At 73.8% G+C, this 18,215-nt stretch carries 20 protein-coding genes; 9 read left to right on the forward strand and 11 right to left on the reverse strand.

What is annotated here, in order from left to right; genetic code table 11:
* Positions 1-139 precede the first annotated feature (139 nt).
* Positions 140-697: a peptidoglycan-binding domain-containing protein gene (locus LG943_RS16590; protein ID WP_270073197.1), complete on the forward strand. Its 558-nt coding sequence runs from the start codon at positions 140-142 to the stop codon at positions 695-697.
* A 75-nt stretch (positions 698-772) separates the two neighbouring features.
* On the opposite strand, the gene LG943_RS16595 is transcribed toward LG943_RS16590, so the two are convergent.
* Positions 773-1,930, reverse strand: a complete 1,158-nt coding sequence (locus LG943_RS16595) for a 5-(carboxyamino)imidazole ribonucleotide synthase (RefSeq protein WP_270073198.1) — start codon at positions 1,928-1,930, stop codon at positions 773-775.
* A gap of 114 nt (positions 1,931-2,044) precedes the next feature.
* Between LG943_RS16595 and LG943_RS16600 the strand changes: the two genes are divergently transcribed.
* The 3 genes from LG943_RS16600 (at position 2,045) to LG943_RS16610 (ending at position 4,844) form a co-directional block, all read left to right on the forward strand.
* Positions 2,045-2,578: a GtrA family protein gene (locus LG943_RS16600; RefSeq protein ID WP_270073199.1), complete on the forward strand. Its 534-nt coding sequence runs from the start codon at positions 2,045-2,047 to the stop codon at positions 2,576-2,578.
* Positions 2,579-2,835: 257 nt separating this feature from the next.
* Positions 2,836-3,504: a response regulator transcription factor gene (locus LG943_RS16605; protein ID WP_179769008.1), complete on the forward strand. Its 669-nt coding sequence runs from the start codon at positions 2,836-2,838 to the stop codon at positions 3,502-3,504.
* A 62-nt stretch (positions 3,505-3,566) separates the two neighbouring features.
* The gene (locus LG943_RS16610) at positions 3,567-4,844 is read left to right on the forward strand and encodes a sensor histidine kinase (protein ID WP_270073200.1); all 1,278 of its coding nucleotides are present in this window, start codon (positions 3,567-3,569) and stop codon (positions 4,842-4,844) included.
* 86 nt (positions 4,845-4,930) lie between these two features.
* Here LG943_RS16610 and LG943_RS16615 read toward each other — a convergent pair whose 3' ends face one another.
* Complete coding sequence (locus tag LG943_RS16615; RefSeq protein ID WP_270073201.1) at positions 4,931-5,626, reverse strand: MBL fold metallo-hydrolase; 696 nt, start codon at positions 5,624-5,626, stop codon at positions 4,931-4,933.
* Between the two features lie 118 nt (positions 5,627-5,744).
* Entirely contained in the window at positions 5,745-6,632 is an 888-nt protein-coding gene (locus LG943_RS16620; protein WP_270073202.1) for a DedA family protein, read from the reverse strand.
* A 449-nt stretch (positions 6,633-7,081) separates the two neighbouring features.
* Here LG943_RS16620 and purE point away from each other — a divergent pair, with 449 nt between their 5' ends.
* Together purE and LG943_RS16630 are read left to right on the forward strand one after the other, a co-directional pair.
* Complete coding sequence (purE, locus tag LG943_RS16625; RefSeq protein ID WP_270073203.1) at positions 7,082-7,618, forward strand: 5-(carboxyamino)imidazole ribonucleotide mutase; 537 nt, start codon at positions 7,082-7,084, stop codon at positions 7,616-7,618.
* Positions 7,619-7,839: 221 nt separating this feature from the next.
* Positions 7,840-8,298, forward strand: coding sequence for a hypothetical protein (locus LG943_RS16630; protein ID WP_270073204.1), 459 nt, complete (start codon positions 7,840-7,842; stop codon positions 8,296-8,298).
* Between the two features lie 128 nt (positions 8,299-8,426).
* Here the strand turns inward: LG943_RS16630 and LG943_RS16635 are convergent, their stop codons facing one another.
* Together LG943_RS16635 and LG943_RS16640 are read right to left on the reverse strand one after the other, a co-directional pair.
* A complete protein-coding gene (locus tag LG943_RS16635) occupies positions 8,427-8,606 on the reverse strand; it encodes a DUF397 domain-containing protein (RefSeq protein ID WP_270073205.1) in 180 nt (59 codons plus the stop codon).
* Entirely contained in the window at positions 8,584-9,393 is an 810-nt protein-coding gene (locus LG943_RS16640; RefSeq protein WP_270073206.1) for a helix-turn-helix domain-containing protein, read from the reverse strand. The genes LG943_RS16635 and LG943_RS16640 overlap by 23 nt, the downstream gene beginning before the upstream one ends.
* A gap of 355 nt (positions 9,394-9,748) precedes the next feature.
* Between LG943_RS16640 and LG943_RS16645 the strand changes: the two genes are divergently transcribed.
* Together LG943_RS16645 and LG943_RS16650 are read left to right on the forward strand one after the other, a co-directional pair.
* A complete protein-coding gene (locus LG943_RS16645; protein WP_270073207.1) occupies positions 9,749-10,159 on the forward strand; it encodes an ATP-binding protein in 411 nt (136 codons plus the stop codon).
* 89 nt (positions 10,160-10,248) lie between these two features.
* The gene (locus tag LG943_RS16650; protein WP_270073208.1) at positions 10,249-10,455 is read left to right on the forward strand and encodes a MerR family transcriptional regulator; all 207 of its coding nucleotides are present in this window, start codon (positions 10,249-10,251) and stop codon (positions 10,453-10,455) included.
* 61 nt (positions 10,456-10,516) lie between these two features.
* Here the strand turns inward: LG943_RS16650 and LG943_RS16655 are convergent, their stop codons facing one another.
* The 6 genes from LG943_RS16655 to LG943_RS16680 all read right to left on the reverse strand — a co-directional run bounded on the left by LG943_RS16655 (position 10,517) and on the right by LG943_RS16680 (position 16,796).
* Positions 10,517-11,128 (reverse strand): type III secretion system chaperone family protein, encoded by a 612-nt coding sequence (locus LG943_RS16655; protein WP_270073209.1) that lies wholly within the window; start codon positions 11,126-11,128, stop codon positions 10,517-10,519.
* Positions 11,129-11,292: 164 nt separating this feature from the next.
* Complete coding sequence (locus LG943_RS16660) at positions 11,293-11,709, reverse strand: CoA-binding protein (protein ID WP_270073210.1); 417 nt, start codon at positions 11,707-11,709, stop codon at positions 11,293-11,295.
* A gap of 64 nt (positions 11,710-11,773) precedes the next feature.
* On the reverse strand, positions 11,774-13,105 hold the full coding sequence (locus tag LG943_RS16665; RefSeq protein ID WP_270073211.1) for a UDP-glucose dehydrogenase family protein: 1,332 nt from the start codon (positions 13,103-13,105) through the stop codon (positions 11,774-11,776).
* A 482-nt stretch (positions 13,106-13,587) separates the two neighbouring features.
* A complete protein-coding gene (locus LG943_RS16670; RefSeq protein ID WP_270073212.1) occupies positions 13,588-14,385 on the reverse strand; it encodes a hypothetical protein in 798 nt (265 codons plus the stop codon).
* 74 nt (positions 14,386-14,459) lie between these two features.
* The gene (locus tag LG943_RS16675) at positions 14,460-15,161 is read right to left on the reverse strand and encodes a hypothetical protein (RefSeq protein WP_270073213.1); all 702 of its coding nucleotides are present in this window, start codon (positions 15,159-15,161) and stop codon (positions 14,460-14,462) included.
* A 78-nt stretch (positions 15,162-15,239) separates the two neighbouring features.
* Positions 15,240-16,796, reverse strand: a complete 1,557-nt coding sequence (locus LG943_RS16680; RefSeq protein WP_270073214.1) for an LCP family protein — start codon at positions 16,794-16,796, stop codon at positions 15,240-15,242.
* A 404-nt stretch (positions 16,797-17,200) separates the two neighbouring features.
* On the opposite strand from LG943_RS16680, the gene LG943_RS16685 reads away from it, so the two are divergent.
* A complete protein-coding gene (locus tag LG943_RS16685; RefSeq protein WP_270073272.1) occupies positions 17,201-18,202 on the forward strand; it encodes a glycosyltransferase family 2 protein in 1,002 nt (333 codons plus the stop codon).
* Positions 18,203-18,215 lie beyond the last annotated feature (13 nt).

An 18,215-nucleotide genomic window follows, 5' to 3' on the forward strand; every position in this document is an offset into this window, starting at 1 on the left:
CGGCCGGCGCCCGGCGCGCCCGACCCGGCCGGCCCCGAACACGGCACCGGCCCGGCCGGACCCGGCCGCGGCACCGGCCAACCCCCGCCCCGGCCCCCGCGTCCCACCGGGTGTCGGACTCTTCGACACGGAGGCAGCCATGACCACCAGACGCCGCACCGCCGCCGTCGCGACCGCCGCCGGGATCGCGCTGGCCCTCAGCGGGCTCAGCGCCCCCGCCGCGCTCGCCGACGGCCCGCGCACCCCGCCCGCCGTGGCCCAGGCCATCCAGGCCCAGCCGTGGGTGTTCCTCAGCGAGGGCGATCGCGAGTACCGCGTGCTCGCGGTGGCCGCGATCCTCGCCGAGGAGCGCTTCTACTCCAAGGAGCCCATCGCCACGTTCGACGCCGACCTCACGGCCGCCGTCGAGGAGTACCAGGCCGCGCGCGGCCTGCCGGTCACCGGAGTGGTCGACGCCCGGGTGTGGGAGGCGCTGTCCGACGACGTCGGCCTGGTGCGCGCCAACGACCCCCGGCTGGCCCTGGTCAACGGCCTGGAGCACTCCCTGACCCACCTCGGCTACCCGCCGCCGCACTACGGCGGGTTCACCCGGGCGGTCAAGGCGTTCCAGCGCGCCAAGGGCATCGGGGTGGACGGGATCATCGGCCCGATCACCTTCCGCGCGATGTACGCCGAGGGCGCCGAGGACACCGCCTGAGTCCGGTGGGCGCGGCCGGGGCGCGCGGGCGCGCCCGCCCGGTGGCCGGTCCGGGCGGTCCGGTCAGCCGGGCCGTCAGCCCTGGTCGCCGCGCAGGTAGGCCGCCGCGTCGCGGGCGCGCGCCAGCAGGTCGGCGGGGTCGTCGCCGGCCACGTTGACGTGGCCGATCTTGCGCCCCGGCCGGACCTCCTTGCCGTAGAAGTGCACCTTGACCTCGGGGTCCTTGGCCATCACGTGGATGTAGCGGCCGTAGACGTCGGGGTCCGCGCCGCCCAGCACGTTGGCCATCACCGTGTAGGGCGCCGTGGTGCGCGGCGAGCCCAGCGGGAGGTCCAGCACCGCGCGCAGGTGCTGCTCGAACTGCGAGGTGCGCGAGCCGTCCATGGTCCAGTGCCCGGAGTTGTGCGGGCGCATGGCCAACTCGTTGATGACGATCCCGGCCTCGGTCTCGAACAGCTCCACCGCCAGCAGGCCCACCACGTCCAGCGCGTGGGCGAGGTCGATCGCCAACTCCTGGGCGCCGACCGCCTTGTCCTCGGGCAGGTCCGGAGCGGGCGCGATCACCTCGTGGCAGATGCCGTCGCGCTGCACGGTCTCGACCACCGGGTAGACCGCCACCTGGCCGTAGGGCGAGCGCGCCACCTGCACCGCCAGCTCGCGGCGGAAGGCGACCTTCTCCTCGGCCAGCAACTGCACCCCGGCCTCCTCGGCCCGCGCCAGCACGGCCGCGGCCTCGGCGGAGTCGGCCACCACCCACACGCCCTTGCCGTCGTAGCCGCCGCTGGCGGCCTTGAGCACCAGGGGCCAGCCGGTCTCGGCACCGAACGCCTCGATCTGCTCGACCGCGCTGACGGCGCGCCAGCGGGGGCAGGGCAGGCCCAGTTCAGTGGCGCGGGTGCGCATCCGCAGCTTGTCCTGGGCGTGGCGCAGCGCCGCGCGCCCGGGCCGCACCACCGCGCCGGCGGCCTCGACCTCGCGCAGGACCGGCTCGGGCACGTGCTCGTGGTCGAAGGTGAGGACGTCGCAGGACTTGGCGAAGGCCAGGAGGTCGGCCAGGCCGCGGTCGTCACCGAGCTGGACGTCGCCGCACACCCGCGCGGCGCTGTCGGTGGGGTTGTTGGCCAGCACCCGGAAGTCCACACCCAGTGCGATGCCGGCCTGGTGCGTCATCCGGGCGAGCTGGCCGCCGCCGACCATGCCGACACGGGGGACGGACCGCTGATGCTCGCTCACAGTGCCTCATTCGTTCGGTGGTGGACCGCGCGGGGCGGGGGTAGGCTGACACGGCGCCGAACGGGCGCCCCCCGGAATTCTAGTGACCACCTGGGTAAAGGAACCGCGTCCCCCGTGCCCGCCCCGATCCGCGACCGCCTGCCCCGGCTGCTGCGCGAACTCGCCAAGTTCGGCACCGTCGGCGGGGTGGCCTATGTGGTGCAGCTCGCGGCCACCAACCTGTTCTGGCTGGTCCTGGACGCCCCGCCGCTGGTGGGCCAGGCGCTGGGCGTGCTGATCGCCACCGTGGTGGCGTTCGTCGGCAACCGGTTCTGGACCTTCGCCCACCGCGCGCGCACCGGGCTGGGCCGCGAGTACCTGCTGTTCTTCGTGTTCAACGCCGTGGGGCTGGGCATCCAGTTGGCCTGCCTGGGGGTGTCGGTCTACCTCCTGGGGCTCGACGGCCCGCTGGCCCGCAACATCGCGGGCAACGTGGTGGGTGTGGGCCTGGGCTCGCTGTTCCGGTTCTACGCCTACCGGCAGTGGGTGTTCCCCGAGGCGTCCGGTGCCGCCGAGCCCGACGCCGGCGCGCCCGAGGCCGCCGCCTCCGACGCCACCGCCTCCGACCCCGGAGCGGAGCCGGCGCCGCGCGCCGCCGAGCCGTCCTGAGCGTCCGCGCCCCCGCCGCTGCTCGCCGCACCCCGCCGTCCCCGCACACCCCTCGCCGCCCGCCCCGGCCGCCGCTCGCGCGCGCCCGCGCGGCGGAATGCGGAATTCAAGAAATCCCGGCCGTTATGGCGGGAATTGCGGGATCGAAACACATTGTCCGATATGCGGTGCTCTGTCGGCTGGTATTTTCCGGTCGAGCCGGGTCCATACGGCGCGCATGATGGGGAAACACGCCCAGTGGAATTACGATCAACCGCATGACCTGCGTTTTGCTGGCCGAAGACGATACCTCGATCTCCGAGCCCCTTGCGCGCGCACTTCGCCGTGAAGGGTACACGGTCGATGTCACCGTCAACGGAAACGAGACCCTCGACCGCGCCCGCGCCGGGGACATCGACCTGATGGTCCTCGATCTCGGGCTGCCCGAAATGGACGGCTTGGAAGTCGCCCGCCGGCTGCGCGCCGAGGGCCACGGCACGCCGATCCTGATCCTCACCGCCCGGGCCGACGAGGTCGACACCGTCGTGGGCCTGGACGCCGGCGCCGACGACTACGTCACCAAGCCCTTCCGGTTGGCCGAGCTGCTGGCGCGCGTGCGCGCCCTGCTGCGCCGGGGCGGGGCCGAGGTGCCCGTGGTGCACGGCGTGCGCATCGACAACGACTCCCGGCGGGCCTGGATCGGCGACCGCGAACTCCAGCTCACCACCAAGGAGTTCGACCTGCTGCGGGTGCTGGTGCGCGACGCCGGCAAGGTGGTGACCCGCGAGCAGATCATGCGCGAGGTGTGGGACACCAACTGGTGGGGCTCGACCAAGACGCTGGACATGCACATCTCGTGGCTGCGCCGCAAGCTCGGCGACGACGCCAACCAGCCGTCCTACATCACGACCGTCCGGGGTGTCGGCTTCCGCTTTGAACGCGACTAGGCCGCGGCGCACCGCCCCGCGACGCCCCGCGACCGCGCCGGCCGCCGGGACGGAGGGATGACATGCGCAGGCGGATGCTGTTCTCCACCCTGGTGGTGGCCGTGATCGCCGTGCTGCTCCTCGGCCTGCCCCTGGGCGCGCTGACCTACACCACCATCCACACCCAGAGCACCAGCCAGCTCCAGCAGGAGGCCGACATCATCGCGGCCGAGGTCGACGACGAACTGGAGGACCAGGAGACGGTCAACCTGGACCGCCTCACCGAGGTGCATCCGGGCCGCCACATCGAGGTCGAGCTGGCCCGCTCCGGCGAGGTGCTCCATGCCGGGGGCTGGGAGTACGACCCCGACGACCCCGACGCGCCGCCGTCGCTGCGCGCCACGTCGACCTCGCGCGCGGGCAACGTCATCACCGTCTGGCGCGACACCCAGCGCCTCCAGGAGAGCATCCTCAACGCCTGGGCGGGGATCGCCTCGCTGTCGCTGCTGGCCATCGGCGTGGCCGTGGGCCTGGCCATGCTCCAGGCGCGCCGCCTCACCCTGCCCCTGGTCGACCTGGCCGCCACCGCCGAGCGGCTGGGCTCGGGCGTGGCCACCCCCTGGGGCCACCGCTACGGGATCTCCGAGGCCGACCGGGTCGCCGAGGTGCTGGACCGCAGCGCCGAGCGGATCGCCGGGCTGATCGCCACCGAGCGGCACTTCGCCACCGACGCCTCCCACCAGTTGCGCACGCCGCTGACGGCGCTGTCGATGCGCCTGGAGGAGATCATCGCCGAGGCCGACAACCCCGAGGTCGTGCGCGAGGAGGGCGAGGCCGCGCTCGCCCAGACCGAGCGGCTGGTGGAGACCGTGGAGAGCCTGCTGGGCCGGGCGCGCAAGAGCCAGGACCCCGAGGCCAAGGTGGTGGAGCTGGACGAGGTGCTGGAGCGGTTCGTGGCCGAGTGGCGGCCCATCCTGCGCGCCGAGGACCGCGACGTCGAACTCGCCGGCGAGCGCGGGCTGCGCGCCGCCGTGGCGCCCACCGACCTCACCCAGATCATGGCGACCCTCGTCGACAACGCCCGCAAGCACGGCGCGGGGACGGTGACGGTCCGCACGGTCCAGGGCGGGGGGTCGGTGCGGGTGGAGGTCAGCGACGAGGGGCCCGGGATCCCCGAGGACCTGTCGGGGCGGATCTTCGAGCGGGAGGTCACCGGCGGCAACGGCACCGGGCTGGGGCTGGCCCTGGCCCGCCACATCGCGGAGTCCGAGGGCGCCCGGGTGGAGCTGATCCAGGCCCGGCCCACGACGTTCGCGCTGTTCCTGCCGCCCGGCGGCGGGCAGACGTCCTCGCCGGTGTAGCGGCGGCCCCCGGTCCCCTGGGGGCGGGAGCCGCGCGCGGCTCGGGCCGCGCGGTCAGCGGCGCCCCGCCCGGTACCCCCTGCCGCTCAGTACCCCCGGTCGATCCACTCCTGGAGGTGGGGCGCCTCGCCGCCGACCGTGGTGGGGTCGCCGTGGCCGGTGCGCACCACCGTGTCGCCGGGCAGCGACAGCAGCCGGCCCCGGATGGAGTCGATGATGGTGGGGAAGTGGGAGAACAACCGGCCGGTGGCGCCCGGGCCGCCCTGGAACAGGGTGTCGCCGGTGAACACCGTGCCCAGGTCGGGGGCGTACAGGCTCACCGCGCCGGGGCTGTGCCCGGGGGTGTGCAGCACCTGGAGGTCCACGCCGCCCGCGCTGAGCACCTCGCCGTCCAGCAGCGGGGCGTCGGGCTCGCGGTCGGGGTAGACCATCGCCCACAGTTCGGCGTCGGCGGGGTGCAGCAGGATCGGCGCGTCGGCGAGGTCGGCCAGGCGCGCGGCGGCGTTGATGTGGTCGTTGTGCGCGTGGGTGCACACCACCGCCATCAGTTCGCGGTCGCCCAGCGCGCGGGCGATGGCCTCGTGGTCGTGCGCGGCGTCGATGACCACCGCGGAGCGGTCGTCGCCGACGATCCACACGTTGTTGTCGACGGCCCACTCGCCGCCGTCGAGGCGGAAGGTGCCCGAGGTGACGAGGTGGTGGACGGGGGACACGGGGGTCGGGGCCGCCTCGGGGGCGGTGCCGTCGGGGTCGGGCCGGTGTGCGGCGCTGTCGCTGGCCATCGGTCGCGGGACCTCCTCCACCTCGTGTGGCGCGGGCCACCACAGTATCCAACCTGGGCGGGGAAAAGCGCGGGAGCGCGGCCCGCGCGGGCCGCGCTCCCTTCTGGAACCGCGGATGTCAGGCGCCGTGCCGTCCGCCGTGGTCGGGGCGGTCGGCGCGGTGGGCGCGGTGCGCGCCGCCCGCCATCGGGGTGGCACCGGGGCCGCCGGTCACCGGGGCCGCGCCCGGGCCGCCCGAGGGGCGGGCACCGCCCGAGGAGCCGGGGCCGGCGCCCGGGCCGGCGCCGGGGCCGCTGCCGGGACCGGGGTGGCCGTTGCGGCGGCGCAGGTAGTTGCGACGCAGCCGGGCCACGACGAACCACAGGAACAGCAGGCCGATGATCACCAGCACCGCGTCGCTGAGCAGGCCGCTCCAGCGCTCCAGGACCGGGGCGATGGCCGGTCCGAACGCGAAGCCCAGGCCGATCCAGATGCCGTTCCACACCGCGCTGCCGACGGTGGTGTAGGCGGTGAACTTCCAGAAGCCCATCCGCTCGATGCCGGCCGGGATGGAGATCAGGCTGCGCACCAGCGGCACGCAGCGGCCGATGAGGACGGCGATGCCGCCCCAGCGGGCGAAGAAGCGCTCGGCCTTGTCGAAGTCCTCCAGGTCCACCAGCGGCATCTTCTCGACGACCCAGCGGGTGCGCTCGCGGCCCAGCGCCGCGCCGATGAAGTAGAGCAGCCAGGCGCCGATCACCGCGCCCGCCGTAGCCGACAGGATGGCCAGCCACACGTTCATCCGGCCCTCGTAGGCCAGGAAGCCGGCACCGGGCAGCACGGCCTCGCTGGGCACGGGCGGGAACACGGTCTCGATCAGCAGCGCGAGACCCACCCCCACCTCGCCGATGGTCTCCATCAGGCTCAGCACCCAGCCGATGAAGCCCTCGTACTCCTGCCCCGGAACGGCGTCGGCGGCCGGCCGCTGCGCTGCGGCGATCAGATACGGCCAAGAGGTCGATTGCACGCGATATCAGCTCCGTCGGAAATGGTGATCGGGGAAGACAAGAAGGGGGCGGAATCCGCAGACCGGGCCGGCGCGGGCGGCCGTCGCACTTCCGCGTACGGTCCGTATTCTGCCTGGTTTGCGGACCGTATGGCAGCCATGGCCGGTACGCGGGAGTGCGGCGGATACGGGTGTGCGGCGGCGTGCGCCGACAGCGCGGTCGTGAACTGCGGGTTCCTGGGAGGCGGGGCGCCTGGGCCGGCCGCCGGACTCCCATTGTGGCCGAGGCGGCACCGTGCGCGCACTGCGGCGGACCGCAGTACGGCGGCCGATCGTCCCCACCCCCGCACCTGGGGCGGGCCGGTGGCGCGCCCGGCGGGGTGCCGCACCGCCCCGGCGACCGGCCCGGCCGTAGGATCGGCACGCCGCGCGCATCCGCGCGCCCGCCTACCTGCGAGGGAGAACGAGCTGTGAGCGAGGACGCCCCCACCGTCGGGATCGTGATGGGCAGCGACTCCGACTGGCCGGTGATGGAGGACGCCGCCAAGGCGCTGGAGGTGTTCGGCATCTCCTATGAGGCCGACGTCGTGTCGGCGCACCGCATGCCGCACGAGATGATCGCCTACGGCTCCGAGGCCGCCGACCGGGGGATCAAGGTCCTCATCGCCGGCGCGGGCGGGGCCGCCCACCTGCCCGGCATGCTCGCGGCGGTCACCCCGCTGCCGGTGATCGGCGTGCCGGTGCCGCTGCGCCACCTCGACGGCATGGACTCCCTGCTGTCCATCGTCCAGATGCCCGCCGGAGTCCCGGTGGCCACGGTAGCGGTGGGCGCCGCCCGCAACGCCGGCCTCCTGGCCGCCCGCATCCTGGGAGTGGAGGACCAGGCCCTGCGCACCCGCATGCGCGAGTTCCAGGAGGAGCTGCGCACCCAGGCCAAGGAAAAGGGCGAGCGGCTGCGCCGCCAGGCATCCCCGGGCAGCGCGTCGGCGGGCTTCGGCGCCGCGTAGGCCCCAAGAGAGGGAAAGTCCCCTCCGGCCGACGAACCGGAGGGGCGGGTGTCACAAAGGAGTACAACCGGCGCTGTGGGCGAAGTCCCTGCCCGGTCTACGCTCGTGCTGTCGAAGGCGTCTTAGCGGTGCCCGTTGCCCGTCCAATCATTCGGCTTCGCGCCGACGGTGCTGGGGACGGGCGCCGTCCATCCCATCCCGACGGAGGACAGGACAGGGACATGGCCTCTCACGACGACCTGACAGCCGAGTCCGCGCAGGAAGCCGCGCCCGGCACCTACTCCGGAGTCTGGCTGTCGAGCTACGACTACGTCAGTACCGGCAGGGGCGCTTCCTTCACAGGGAAGCACTACGTCGTGGTGCTGCAACATGGCGACCGGCTCACCGTGCAGAGCATCCCCGGATCGTCCGATTCCCCCTTGACTATGGACCTCACGATCGACGGCGCGGTCTGCACGGGCACATGGACGGAACAGACAGCGGAAGAGGGCTACTACCGGGGAGCGCGGTACCACGGCGCGATCCAACTCCTGATCGACCCGACTGGCCGCCGCATGGCGGGGAAGTGGGTCGGCTTCGGTAAGGACTTCGACGTCAACACCGGCCCGTGGGAACTCGTCTTCCAGGACGCCTCGACCACCAAGGCAACGGTCGACCAGTACCGGCGACCTCCCAGCTAGCGCCAACGCCAGGGAACCGTCCTCGGTGGCCAACCCCGGTGGCTCTTGGACGGGGGGCGATACGGCGAAGACCCCGGACCGGACGGCCCCTCCGGCCGACAGGTCGGAGGGGCACGAGGCGGGGAGGATTACAATTCAGTGGCCTTGACCGCCATGAGGAAGGCCGCCCACTCCTCACGTGGCACCACCATGTATCCCGCCGCGCGGTTCTGAGTATCGCGTACAAGCACCGCGTTTGGGGTTTCGCCGATCTCTACGCACTCGCCCCCCGTCGATGTGCTGTAACTACTCTTCCGCCAACTGGTCACGTTTCCTCCGTATCAGGTCTGCCGACTCTGGCGGACTCAGCGCGAGCGCCCGCAAGTCCTCAAAGCCTGAGCGGTAGCGGCGCACGTCGGCCTCCTTGTGGTCGACGCTGGCCGCGAAGCGGCTCTCTAGCACGAGCACCACCTCACCGCCCGGTAGGTGAAGGAGTAGGAAGCTACCGTCCATCCCCGAGTGAGGCGCATGGTACAGAGGGAGGACTTGCACGCTGACATGGGGGTTCTCTGCCATGGTGAGCAAGTGGTCGAGTTGTCCGACCATCACGGTAGCGCCCCCCACCGTGCGCAGCAGCACCGATTCATCGAGAACGAAGCGGGCCAGCGGTGGGGGGTCAGACCATACGGACTCTTGTCGCCTCAGGCGGTTGTGTACTGAGTCCTCGATCCGCTCAGAGTTTGCGGTAGGCGTACCAGCGCGGAAGGCGGCTCGCGCATACGCTTCCGTTTGTAGCAGCCCCGGTACCCACGCCAACTGCCATTGCCCTATTTGTTCAGCTTGCACCAGCAGTGGGTCGACTTCTGCCATCCATGGAGTTCCGGGACGGACTCGGGCGACGAGGCTGCTCAACTGATCACCGGTACCCAGGGCTTTGTCCAACGCCTCGGCATGCTTGGGCTTGCAGTCGCGGATGCCCCGCTCCATCGCGCCGATCATCCCAGCCGAAATCGGAAGTCTCTCGGCTAGTCGGTCTAGCGATAGATCCCGAGATTTGCGTATACGCCGGATTTCCCGGCCAATTCTAAGCCATTCTTCCCGTGGTTCCTCAGCCATGCCCCTACTTCACCACGGAACCACCACTGATCACAACAACGATCACAACATAGCCAGCACGGATTTGCCCAGCTGTGTATTACCCCTGGTTTCACGGGCGTCGGGGCGCAATCGTAGGTATGAAAATTCACAACGCCGTACAACAAGGCGGCCCTGAACGGTGATGTGAACACCGCGCAGGGCCTTGGTCCCCGACCTGAGAGAGCAGGTGGAAACCCATGAGGAATCCTATAGGTCCGCAATCGCCCTATACGCCGCGCCATTCCACGCGGTACCGACCGCGCCATGCGCGGCCCAGTCGGATCCGTCCCTATCTGTGGTGGCGGCGGTCCGAGGCGGGGGACAGGGGGCGGCTGTGAGTGTGGTGAAGCGCTGCCGGGCGTTCTCCAGTTACGTCGATCAGGTCGCCCATGCCCGGGCGTGGCTGGACGTCACCCTGGGGGACATCGGCCCCGTTCCCGAGGCCGCGCGGGCCGCCGCCGTGCTGCTGCTGTCCGAAGCCGTCACCAACGCCATCCTCCACACACAGACCCGCACCATCACGGTCCGCGTCGAGGTCGCCCCCGGGCGGGTGCGGGTGGAGACCGAGGACGAAGGCGCCCCCCACAGCACGCCCACCGTGGTGGCCGCCCCTGCCGACGCCGAGCACGGGCGCGGCCTGCGCATCATGAGCGCCTTCGCCGAGGAGTGGGGACCCCTCAACCGGCGCCCCGGGGTCTACTACGTCGTCGCCTTCGCCCCCGAAGGGGCCGCCGCCGTCACGTGAGAGCCCCCGCGACCACCCGCGACCACCCCCGCCCGTGCCGAGCAAGGCCCCCACGCGGGCGGGGGTGCCCCGACCCCCCGGACGGAGCCATGAGCACCCCGCACCTCCCGCCCCGCTTCTACACCCCCGCCGAAGTCCAGAACATGTTCCGCGTCAGCCACTCCACCGTCCGGCGGTGGACCGAGGAGGGCCACCTGCGGACCGTGCGGACCCTGGGCGGCCATCGGCGCATCTACGCCGACGACGTGGACGCCCTTTTACGCGGCGAGGAGGCCCCCCACACGTGCGGCGGCTGACTCCGGAGGGGGAGACAGCCGCCGCACCCAAGCCGAATCCGGCGCCCGATGGGCGTCCGCGTCAGTCCAGCCCCCAGCGCGCCCACACGTCGGCGGGGACGCGTTCGACCATTCCGGTCAGCGCCTCGATGCGCGACTCCGGGTCGAGGGGGCCGCCGCCGTCGCTGGTGCAGATCAGGACGTCGCGGTCGAGCACGAGGTCGGTGAACCCGTGCTCGCGGATGTCGTCGCGCAGCGACTCCGACAGCAGCTCCACGGCGAACCGGGTCTCCGGCCCCTCCGCGTAGATGTCGCGGGCGTCCCCGGCGCTGTCGCGGATGTAGAGGTAGGGCACCGGCACCGGCAGGGACACCGCGTACACCTCGATGGTCTGCCACGGGGCGTCGCGCTCGCCGTGGTGGACGTAGTCGAAGAGGCGGAACAGCCGCCCCCGGTGCCGCCCCGCGACCTCGTGGCGCACCCGGCCGATGGGACCGGGCGGCAGCGCCGTGCGCGGCCAGCCCTGGATGGCCTGCTGGTTGCGCTCGGAGTAGCGCCAGCCGTGCGCCTCGGCGAGTTCGCGGCGCCGGGCGGCGCGCACGGGATCGTCGGGCTCGGGCGGCGCGGTGGTGACGGCGGCCCCCGCCGGTGCGGAGCGGTCGGAGGCGGCGCGGAGGAAGCGCGGACGTCGCATGGTCGCCCCCTACCCCGCCGCGCCGTCGGCGAATCCGGCCCGCCCGGCACCCTCGGGCGTGGTTCGCCGGGGTGCGGCGTGCCCGCCTGCGGCGGCCCTGCGCCCGGCCTCCCCACGCTCCGCGCTTCCGCTTGCGGCGCCCCCGCTCGCGCTGCGGTGCGCGCTCATCCCAGCAGCCTCGGCCACTCGATCGCCGGGCAGCGGTCCATCACCATGGTCCGGCCGGTGCCGCGCACCCGTTCGGCCGCCTCCGGGTCCACCACGCCCAACTGGAACCACACCGTGGTGATGTCGGGCCGGGCCAGCGCCTGGTCGGCGATCTCCCCGGCGTCGGCCGAGCGGCGGAACACGTCGGCCACGTCCACCTCGAACGGGATGTCGGCGAGCGAGGCGTACCCCTGCTCCCCGTGCACGGTCGCCGCACTCGGGTGCACCGGCACGATCCTCTTGCCCCTGCTCTGGAGGAAGCGCGCCACGCTGTAGGCGGGGCGCGTGGGGTTGTCGCCCAGCCCCACCACCGCCCACACCCGGCTCTCCGTCAGCACCCGCCGGATGGTGTCCTCATCACTGCCAGCCCTCATACCCCCATTGTGCTCCGCACCCCCGGCGACCGGCGCGCGGGGCCGCCGCCGGGCGGGGTGCGGTTCAGGGGCGGCCCAGCGCGCGGTAGGTCCAGCCCCGCGAGCGCCAGTACTGGGGGTCGAGCGCGTTGCGGCCGTCCACGATCCTCGGCTCGGCCACGACCTTGGCGAGTTCGTCAGGGTCGGCGTCGCGGAACTCCGCCCACTCGGTCAGCAGCAGCACGACCTCGGCGTCGCGGGCGGCCTCCAGCATGCTGTGGGCGTAGCGGAGGTCGGGGTGCTCGCGCTTGGCGCGCTCCAGCGCCTCGGGGTCGTAGACGGTGACCACCGCGCCCAGCGAGGCGATGGTGGAGGCGACGTCCAGCGCCGGGCTGTCGCGGATGTCGTCGGAGTTGGGCTTGAACGCCGCGCCCAGCACGCCCACCGTGCGCCCGGCGAAGCTGCCGCCGATCAGCCCGCGCGCGATGTCGACGGTGCGGGCGCGCCGCCGCTGGTTGATGGCGTCGACCTCGCGCAGGAACGACAGCGCGGGCTCCACCCCGAGTTCGTCGGCGCGGGCCATGAACGCCCGGATGTCCTTGGGCAGGCAGCCCCCGCCGAAGCCCAGGCCGGGGCCGAGGAACTTGCCGCCGATGCGGTCGTCGTAGGACAGCGCCTCGGCGAGTTTGATGACGTCGGCGCCGGCCGCCTCCGACACCTCGGCCATGGCGTTGATGAACGAGATCTTGGTCGCCAGGAACGCGTTGGCCGACACCTTCACCAGTTCGGCCGTCGCCAGGTCGGTGACGAGGAACGGGATCCCCTGCTCCAGTTGCGGCGCGCACAGCCGCCGCATGGCCGCCTCGACCCGGGGGGAGTCGGTGCCCACCACGATCCGGTTGGGCCGCAGGGTGTCCTCCACCCCGAACCCCTCGCGCAGGAACTCCGGGCTCCAGCCCAGCTCGACCTCGGCCCCGGCGGGCGCCAGCGCCGCGATGCGCTTGGCCAGGCGCTCGGCGGTGCCCACCGGCACGGTGGACTTGCCGATGATGATGGAGGGGTGGTCCAGCAGCGGCGCGAGGCTGTCGACTGCGGCCTCGACAAAGCTGAGGTCGGCGGCGTTGGAGTCGGCGCGCTGGGGGGTGCCCACGCACAGGAAGTGGACGTCGGCGAACGCCGCGACCTCGGCGTAGTCGGAGGTGAACCGCAGCCGCCCGCTGGCGAGGTTGCGGGTGAGCACCTCCTCCAGGCCGGGCTCGTAGAACGGCACGCGTCCGGCGGACAGGCTCTCGATCTTGGTCGGATCGACGTCGAGGCCCAGCACCTCGAAACCGAGTTCGGCCATGCAGGCGGCATGCGTGGCACCCAGGTACCCGGTGCCGATCACCGAGATCCGGTTGCGCGATTCTGCGACCAATGGTCCGTCCTTCCCAGCTTTGCTGCCTCGCCGCCGTCCGTGCCGAAGTCCCCGGCCCGCCGCGGCCCTGGAATGGTATATGCGGGTCGCGGCAAGAGTGGTGCCGGTGGCGGCGCGCGGCGTGCGAGGTTCGCCTCGTGGCGCGGTGCCCGGCCGCGGGTACGGGACGGATCGGTGTGCCGGCGCACCCTGCGCGGCGCCGGACGCGGCCGACTGTGTACCCCGTGTGCCCGCCGCTACGCGTCGTGGCCCGGTTTTTCGTTCGCCGCCGCTCACGCGCCACGCGGCCGGCGCGGGGCGGCCGGGGGCCGGCTACCGGTGCTGACGCCCGGTGGACCGGGTGGGAGGACACTGGTCGCGCACCGCTCCCGCGCTGTTCCTGTGATGGTGCGGCCAGAGGATGGCGAGTCGCGAGCGGCCGGCCGACCACCAGATTACCCGCGGGTAAAAGATGGTGGTAGACCGGCGCCGCCGCAGTCCTCTCAGCGGGACACGCCGGGGCCGCTGTCCTCCCAGCGGGGCGGGCGCGAGGGCGCGGTGTCGGTGGGGCCGCCGCCCGGCGGAGCGGAGCGCGGGGGGTCGGTCCAGCCGGCCTCCGAACCCGCCTGACCCGAGGTGTGGTAGCGCGGCGGCATGCCGTCGGCGTCCCACACCGTGGTGGGCGTGCCCTGGGGCGGGGTGCCCGAGGGGCCGGGGCCGCCGGGCCGGTCGTCGCGGCGGTGGTGGCGCCCGTGGCCGGGGCCGGTGCCCTCGGCGAACCGGGTGTCGTCGTCGGCGCGGCCGGAGTAGCCGGTGTCATACCCCGAGCCGTAGTCGGAGTCGTAGCCGGTGTCGCCGGCGCGGTCGTCGCGGCGCCGCCGCCCGCGCCAGCGCGAGGGCCACAGCGCCGAGAACACCAGCGCGGCGCCCGCCAGCAGCAGCACCGGCCCCCAGGCGAACCAGGTGTCCGGGGAGTCCGGGGTGAGCAGGTCGCCGGAGCGGGGCAGCGCCTCGGGTGGAGCGGCGGTGCGCAGGGCGCCCAAGGCGGCAAGCGCCAGCCCGGCCACCAGCGCGGCCAGCGGCGAGATCCGCGACCCCATCAGCAGGCCCAGCAGCAGTGCGAGGAAGAGCAGCACCCCCACCGGCACCGCCCACTCCGGCGCGCCGGGCACCCGGAGCAGGCCGGGGTCCAGCCCCGCCTCGGCCGGCCACCTCGGGGCCCAGGCCAGGCCGAAGGCCAGGACCGGTGCCAGCAGGAGGCCGATGAGCAGACCCAGGACGTGACGCAGGGCGTTGGACATGGCGACCGCCTCCTCAGCGTGGACCCTCTACGCTAATCGCGCGCGGGCCGCCCGGCCAGAGGCCGCGCCCGCGCTCAGCGGGTCTCGCGCCGGTGGAACTCCCGGGTGTCGCTGGGGTCGTCCCCGGCCGGCCCGCTCCCCGACCAGGTCGTGCGCGCGCTCGCGCCGCGCCGCAGCGGCGTGGTGGTCTTGGTGGGGTCGTCGTAGGGATCGCCGTAGGGGTCGTCGTTCACGGGTTCGGCCGCCGGGTCCCCGGCGTGGCCGCCGACCGGACCGCGCCCACCACCGCGCTCCACGGGCGGGGCGGCGGTCGCCGGGGCGGGCGGGGGCACCGGCAGCGGCGCCGGCGGCGGGTCGCCCGCCCGGTAGGAGCGCCACCGCGAGGGCACCACGGCCGAGATGAACAGCACCGCGCCCACCAGCAGGCCGGCCGGCAGCCCCGGCCCGCGCGGGTGGAACAGGGAGTCCTGCGGGATCCAGCCCGGCAGCACGGCGTCGACCGAGCCGGGCGCCAGCACCGGCCACAGCGCGTAGGCCAGCGGCAGGGCGCCGGCGACGAACGCGGCCAGCGGGGTGACGCGCGCGCCGGCGAGGAACCCGCACACCACCCCCACCGCCATCAGCGTGCCCACGGCCGCCAGCGCGAGCGGCGAGAACCCCTCGGTGCCGCCCCGCAGGACGTTGGGGTACAGCTCGCCGCAGGCCCAGGCCAGCGCCAGCCACAGCGGCGGCGCCAGGGCGAGCCCGGCGAGCAGTCCGGTCAGATGGCGCAGCATGGCGGCCTCCTTGGGGGATCGGCTCCGGGGCGGCGCCCCCGTCCTCCACGCTATCCGCCGGCGCCGCCGGGCGGCGGGTCAGTCGGCGCAGACGGTCTCGGCGGCGGTGGCGGGCCCGCCCTCGCCGCCGGCGGGCGCCTCGGGCGAGGGGGAGGGGGAGGCGGCCGCGTCGGCGGCCTCGGGCGGCCGGACCTCCTGGTAGTTGAACCCCAGCACCACCTGGACGCGGTCGCCCAGGCCGGGGTCCTCCTCCAGGGTCGCCCCGGGGACGCTGTCGGCGACCACGGCGGCCTCGGCCCGGTGGTCGGGGCCGTGGCGCAGCACGGTCTCGGCCACGTCGGCGCTGGACCAGTTGCCCGGGGTGCCGGCCACCCGGAACCCGGCGTCGGTGAACGCGGTGCCGGCCTGGGCGCCCAGCCCAGCGATCCCGGTGCCGTTGAAGACCTCCACTTCGATGTCCTCGGGGCGTGGGGCCGCGTCCCCGCCGCCCGCGCCGCCGCCGCTCCCGCCGCCGGAGCCCGCGTCCTCGCCGCCCTCCAGCGGCTTGTCGGCGGAGATCTTGGCGAACATGTCGGCCGCCGCGGCGGTGTCCCAGGTGACGGCGACGTCGCCGCGCGGCGTCCAGAAGTCGGTGCTCTCCAGCGGCACCTGCGCGAACGTGACGTCCTTGAGGCTGATGTCGCGCATCTGCCCGGCCAGGTCGTTGAGCGCGGCGGAGTCCAGCCCCTCGTCCACGGTGACGGCGCCCAGCGCGGTGTCGAGGAAGGCGCCGAAGCGCTGGGGGTCGGTGAGGGTGTCGGTGCTCAGCGCGGTCTGGAGCATGGCCGCCACCACCTGCTGCTGGCGGTCGATGCGGTCGATGTCGCCGCCGGCGGTCTGGCGGGTGCGGGCGAAGGCCAGCGCCTCGGTGCCGTCCACGCGGTGGGTGCCCGCCGGCATGTCCAGGCGCGCCTTGGGGTCGTTGATGGGCTCGGGCAGGCACACCTCGATGCCGCCGAGCGCGTCCACCACGTCCACGAACCCGGCGAAGTCGACCTCGACGTAGTGGTCGATGCGCACGTTGGTGGCCGACTCCACGGTCTGCACCGCCAGCGACGGGCCGCCGTAGGAGTAGGCGGCGTTGATCTTGTCCTCGCCGTGGCCGGGGATGTCCACCCAGGAGTCGCGGGGGATGCCCACCACGGTGACGTGGTCGCGGGCGTGGTTGAGGTGGACCAGCATCATGGTGTCGGAGCGGCGGCCGTCGGCCTGGCCCACGCCGAGGTCGGCGCGCCGGCCCCGGTCCATGCCGTCGCGGGTGTCGGACCCGATGACCAGGAAGTTCAGCGCGCCGGTGGCGCCGGCGGCGGGCCGGTCGCCATCGGCGAGGTCGCCGAACACGTCGAACCGGTTCATCTGGCCGGAGACCCACCCCGACAGCGACCACGCGGTGCCCGACGCCAGCAGCACCAGCACCGACATGGTCCCCGCGAGCAGCAGCAGGGTGCGCTTGCGGCGCACCCGGGGGCTGGGCGGGGTGAACGCCCGGCGCCGGCCGGGCTCGGGCGGAAGGGGCGCGGAGCGCACGCGGTGGAACTCCGCGCCGCGGTCGGCACGGCCGCCGCCGCGCCGGTCGTCGCCTCGGCGGTCGCTCACAGCATCCTCCGTCCGCTCCGGCCGCCGGCCGGCGTGCGCCGGCGGCGCGGGCCGGCGGTGCACGGCGTGCACGGCTTCCCGGCCCCTCGACCCGCGTCCTCTAGGTTGTCACCGAATCCACCGATCGGTCGCCCGATGTCGCCTGTCGGCGTGTTGCCCCTCTTGCCGCACGTGCGCCCGGCGCGAGGGGCCGCCCGCACCTTGGGACGCACGCGGCGCGGACACGGTTCGGCCGCCCTGTGGTTCCCCGGGGAAACGCGCCCAAACGCCGCCCGCGCCGGGGCTCCCGGGCCGGCGGCGGCGCCCGCCGCGTGGCCGGACCCGGCCCCCGGGTGCAGTACCGTTGCGTCTGCGAAGCCGCGAAGGAGCCTCGCGACCCGTTGACCCGACCGTTGGAAGCGCTCGTGACCTGGCCGGCCGTATCCGTCGTCATGCCCGTCCTCAACGAGGAGCGCCACCTCGCCCAAGCGGTGCGCCACGTCCTCGCCCAGGAGTACCCGGGAGATCTCGAAGTCGTGCTCGCGATCGGGCCGAGCACCGACCGCACCCGCGAGGTGGCCGACACCCTCGCCGCGGCCGACCCCCGGGTGAAGGTCGTGGACAACCCCACCGGGCGCACCCCCGCCGGGCTCAACGCCGCCATCGCGGCGTCCTCGCACTCCATCGTGGCCCGCATCGACGGCCACGCCATGATGCCGCCGGACTACCTCGCGGTGGCGGTGCGCACCATCGAGGAGACCGGCGCCGACAACGTCGGCGGCATCATGGCCGCCGAGGGCGAGACCCCCTGGGAGAAGGCGGTGGCCGCCGCCATGACCTCCAAGATCGGGGTGGGCAACGCCCGCTTCCACACCGGCGGCGAGGGCGGCCCCGCCGACACCGTCTACCTCGGGGTCTTCCGCCGCACCGCGCTGGAGCGCGTGGGCGGCTACGACGAGGCGTTCCTGCGCGCCCAGGACTGGGAGATGAACCACCGCATCCGCAGCACCGGCGGCGTGGTGTGGTTCGAGCCCCGGATGCGGGTGTCCTACCGCCCGCGCCCCTCGGCGGGCGCGCTGGCCAAGCAGTACTTCAACTACGGCCGGTGGCGCCGGGTGGTGGCCCGCCAGCACAAGGGCACCATCAACCTGCGCTACCTCGCCCCGCCGCTGGCCGTGGTCGCCATCGCGCTCGGCCTGGTCGGCGGGTTCTGGCTGTGGCCGCTGTGGCTGGTGCCCGGCGCCTACGCCGCCGCCGTCGTCGCCGCGGCCGTCCCGCTGGGGCGCGGCCTGCCGGCGCGCGCCCGGGTGAGCATCCCGGTGGCGCTGGCCACCATGCACATGGCCTGGGGGTGGGGGTTCCTCACCAGCCCGCCCGGCCTGGGCGCCGACTCCCGCGTGGCCCAGACCCGGCGCGAGCCCGCCTAGGGCGTGTTTTATG

Source organism: Streptomonospora mangrovi (genome assembly GCF_027604915.1).
Lineage (GTDB): Bacteria > Actinomycetota > Actinomycetes > Streptosporangiales > Streptosporangiaceae > Streptomonospora > Streptomonospora mangrovi.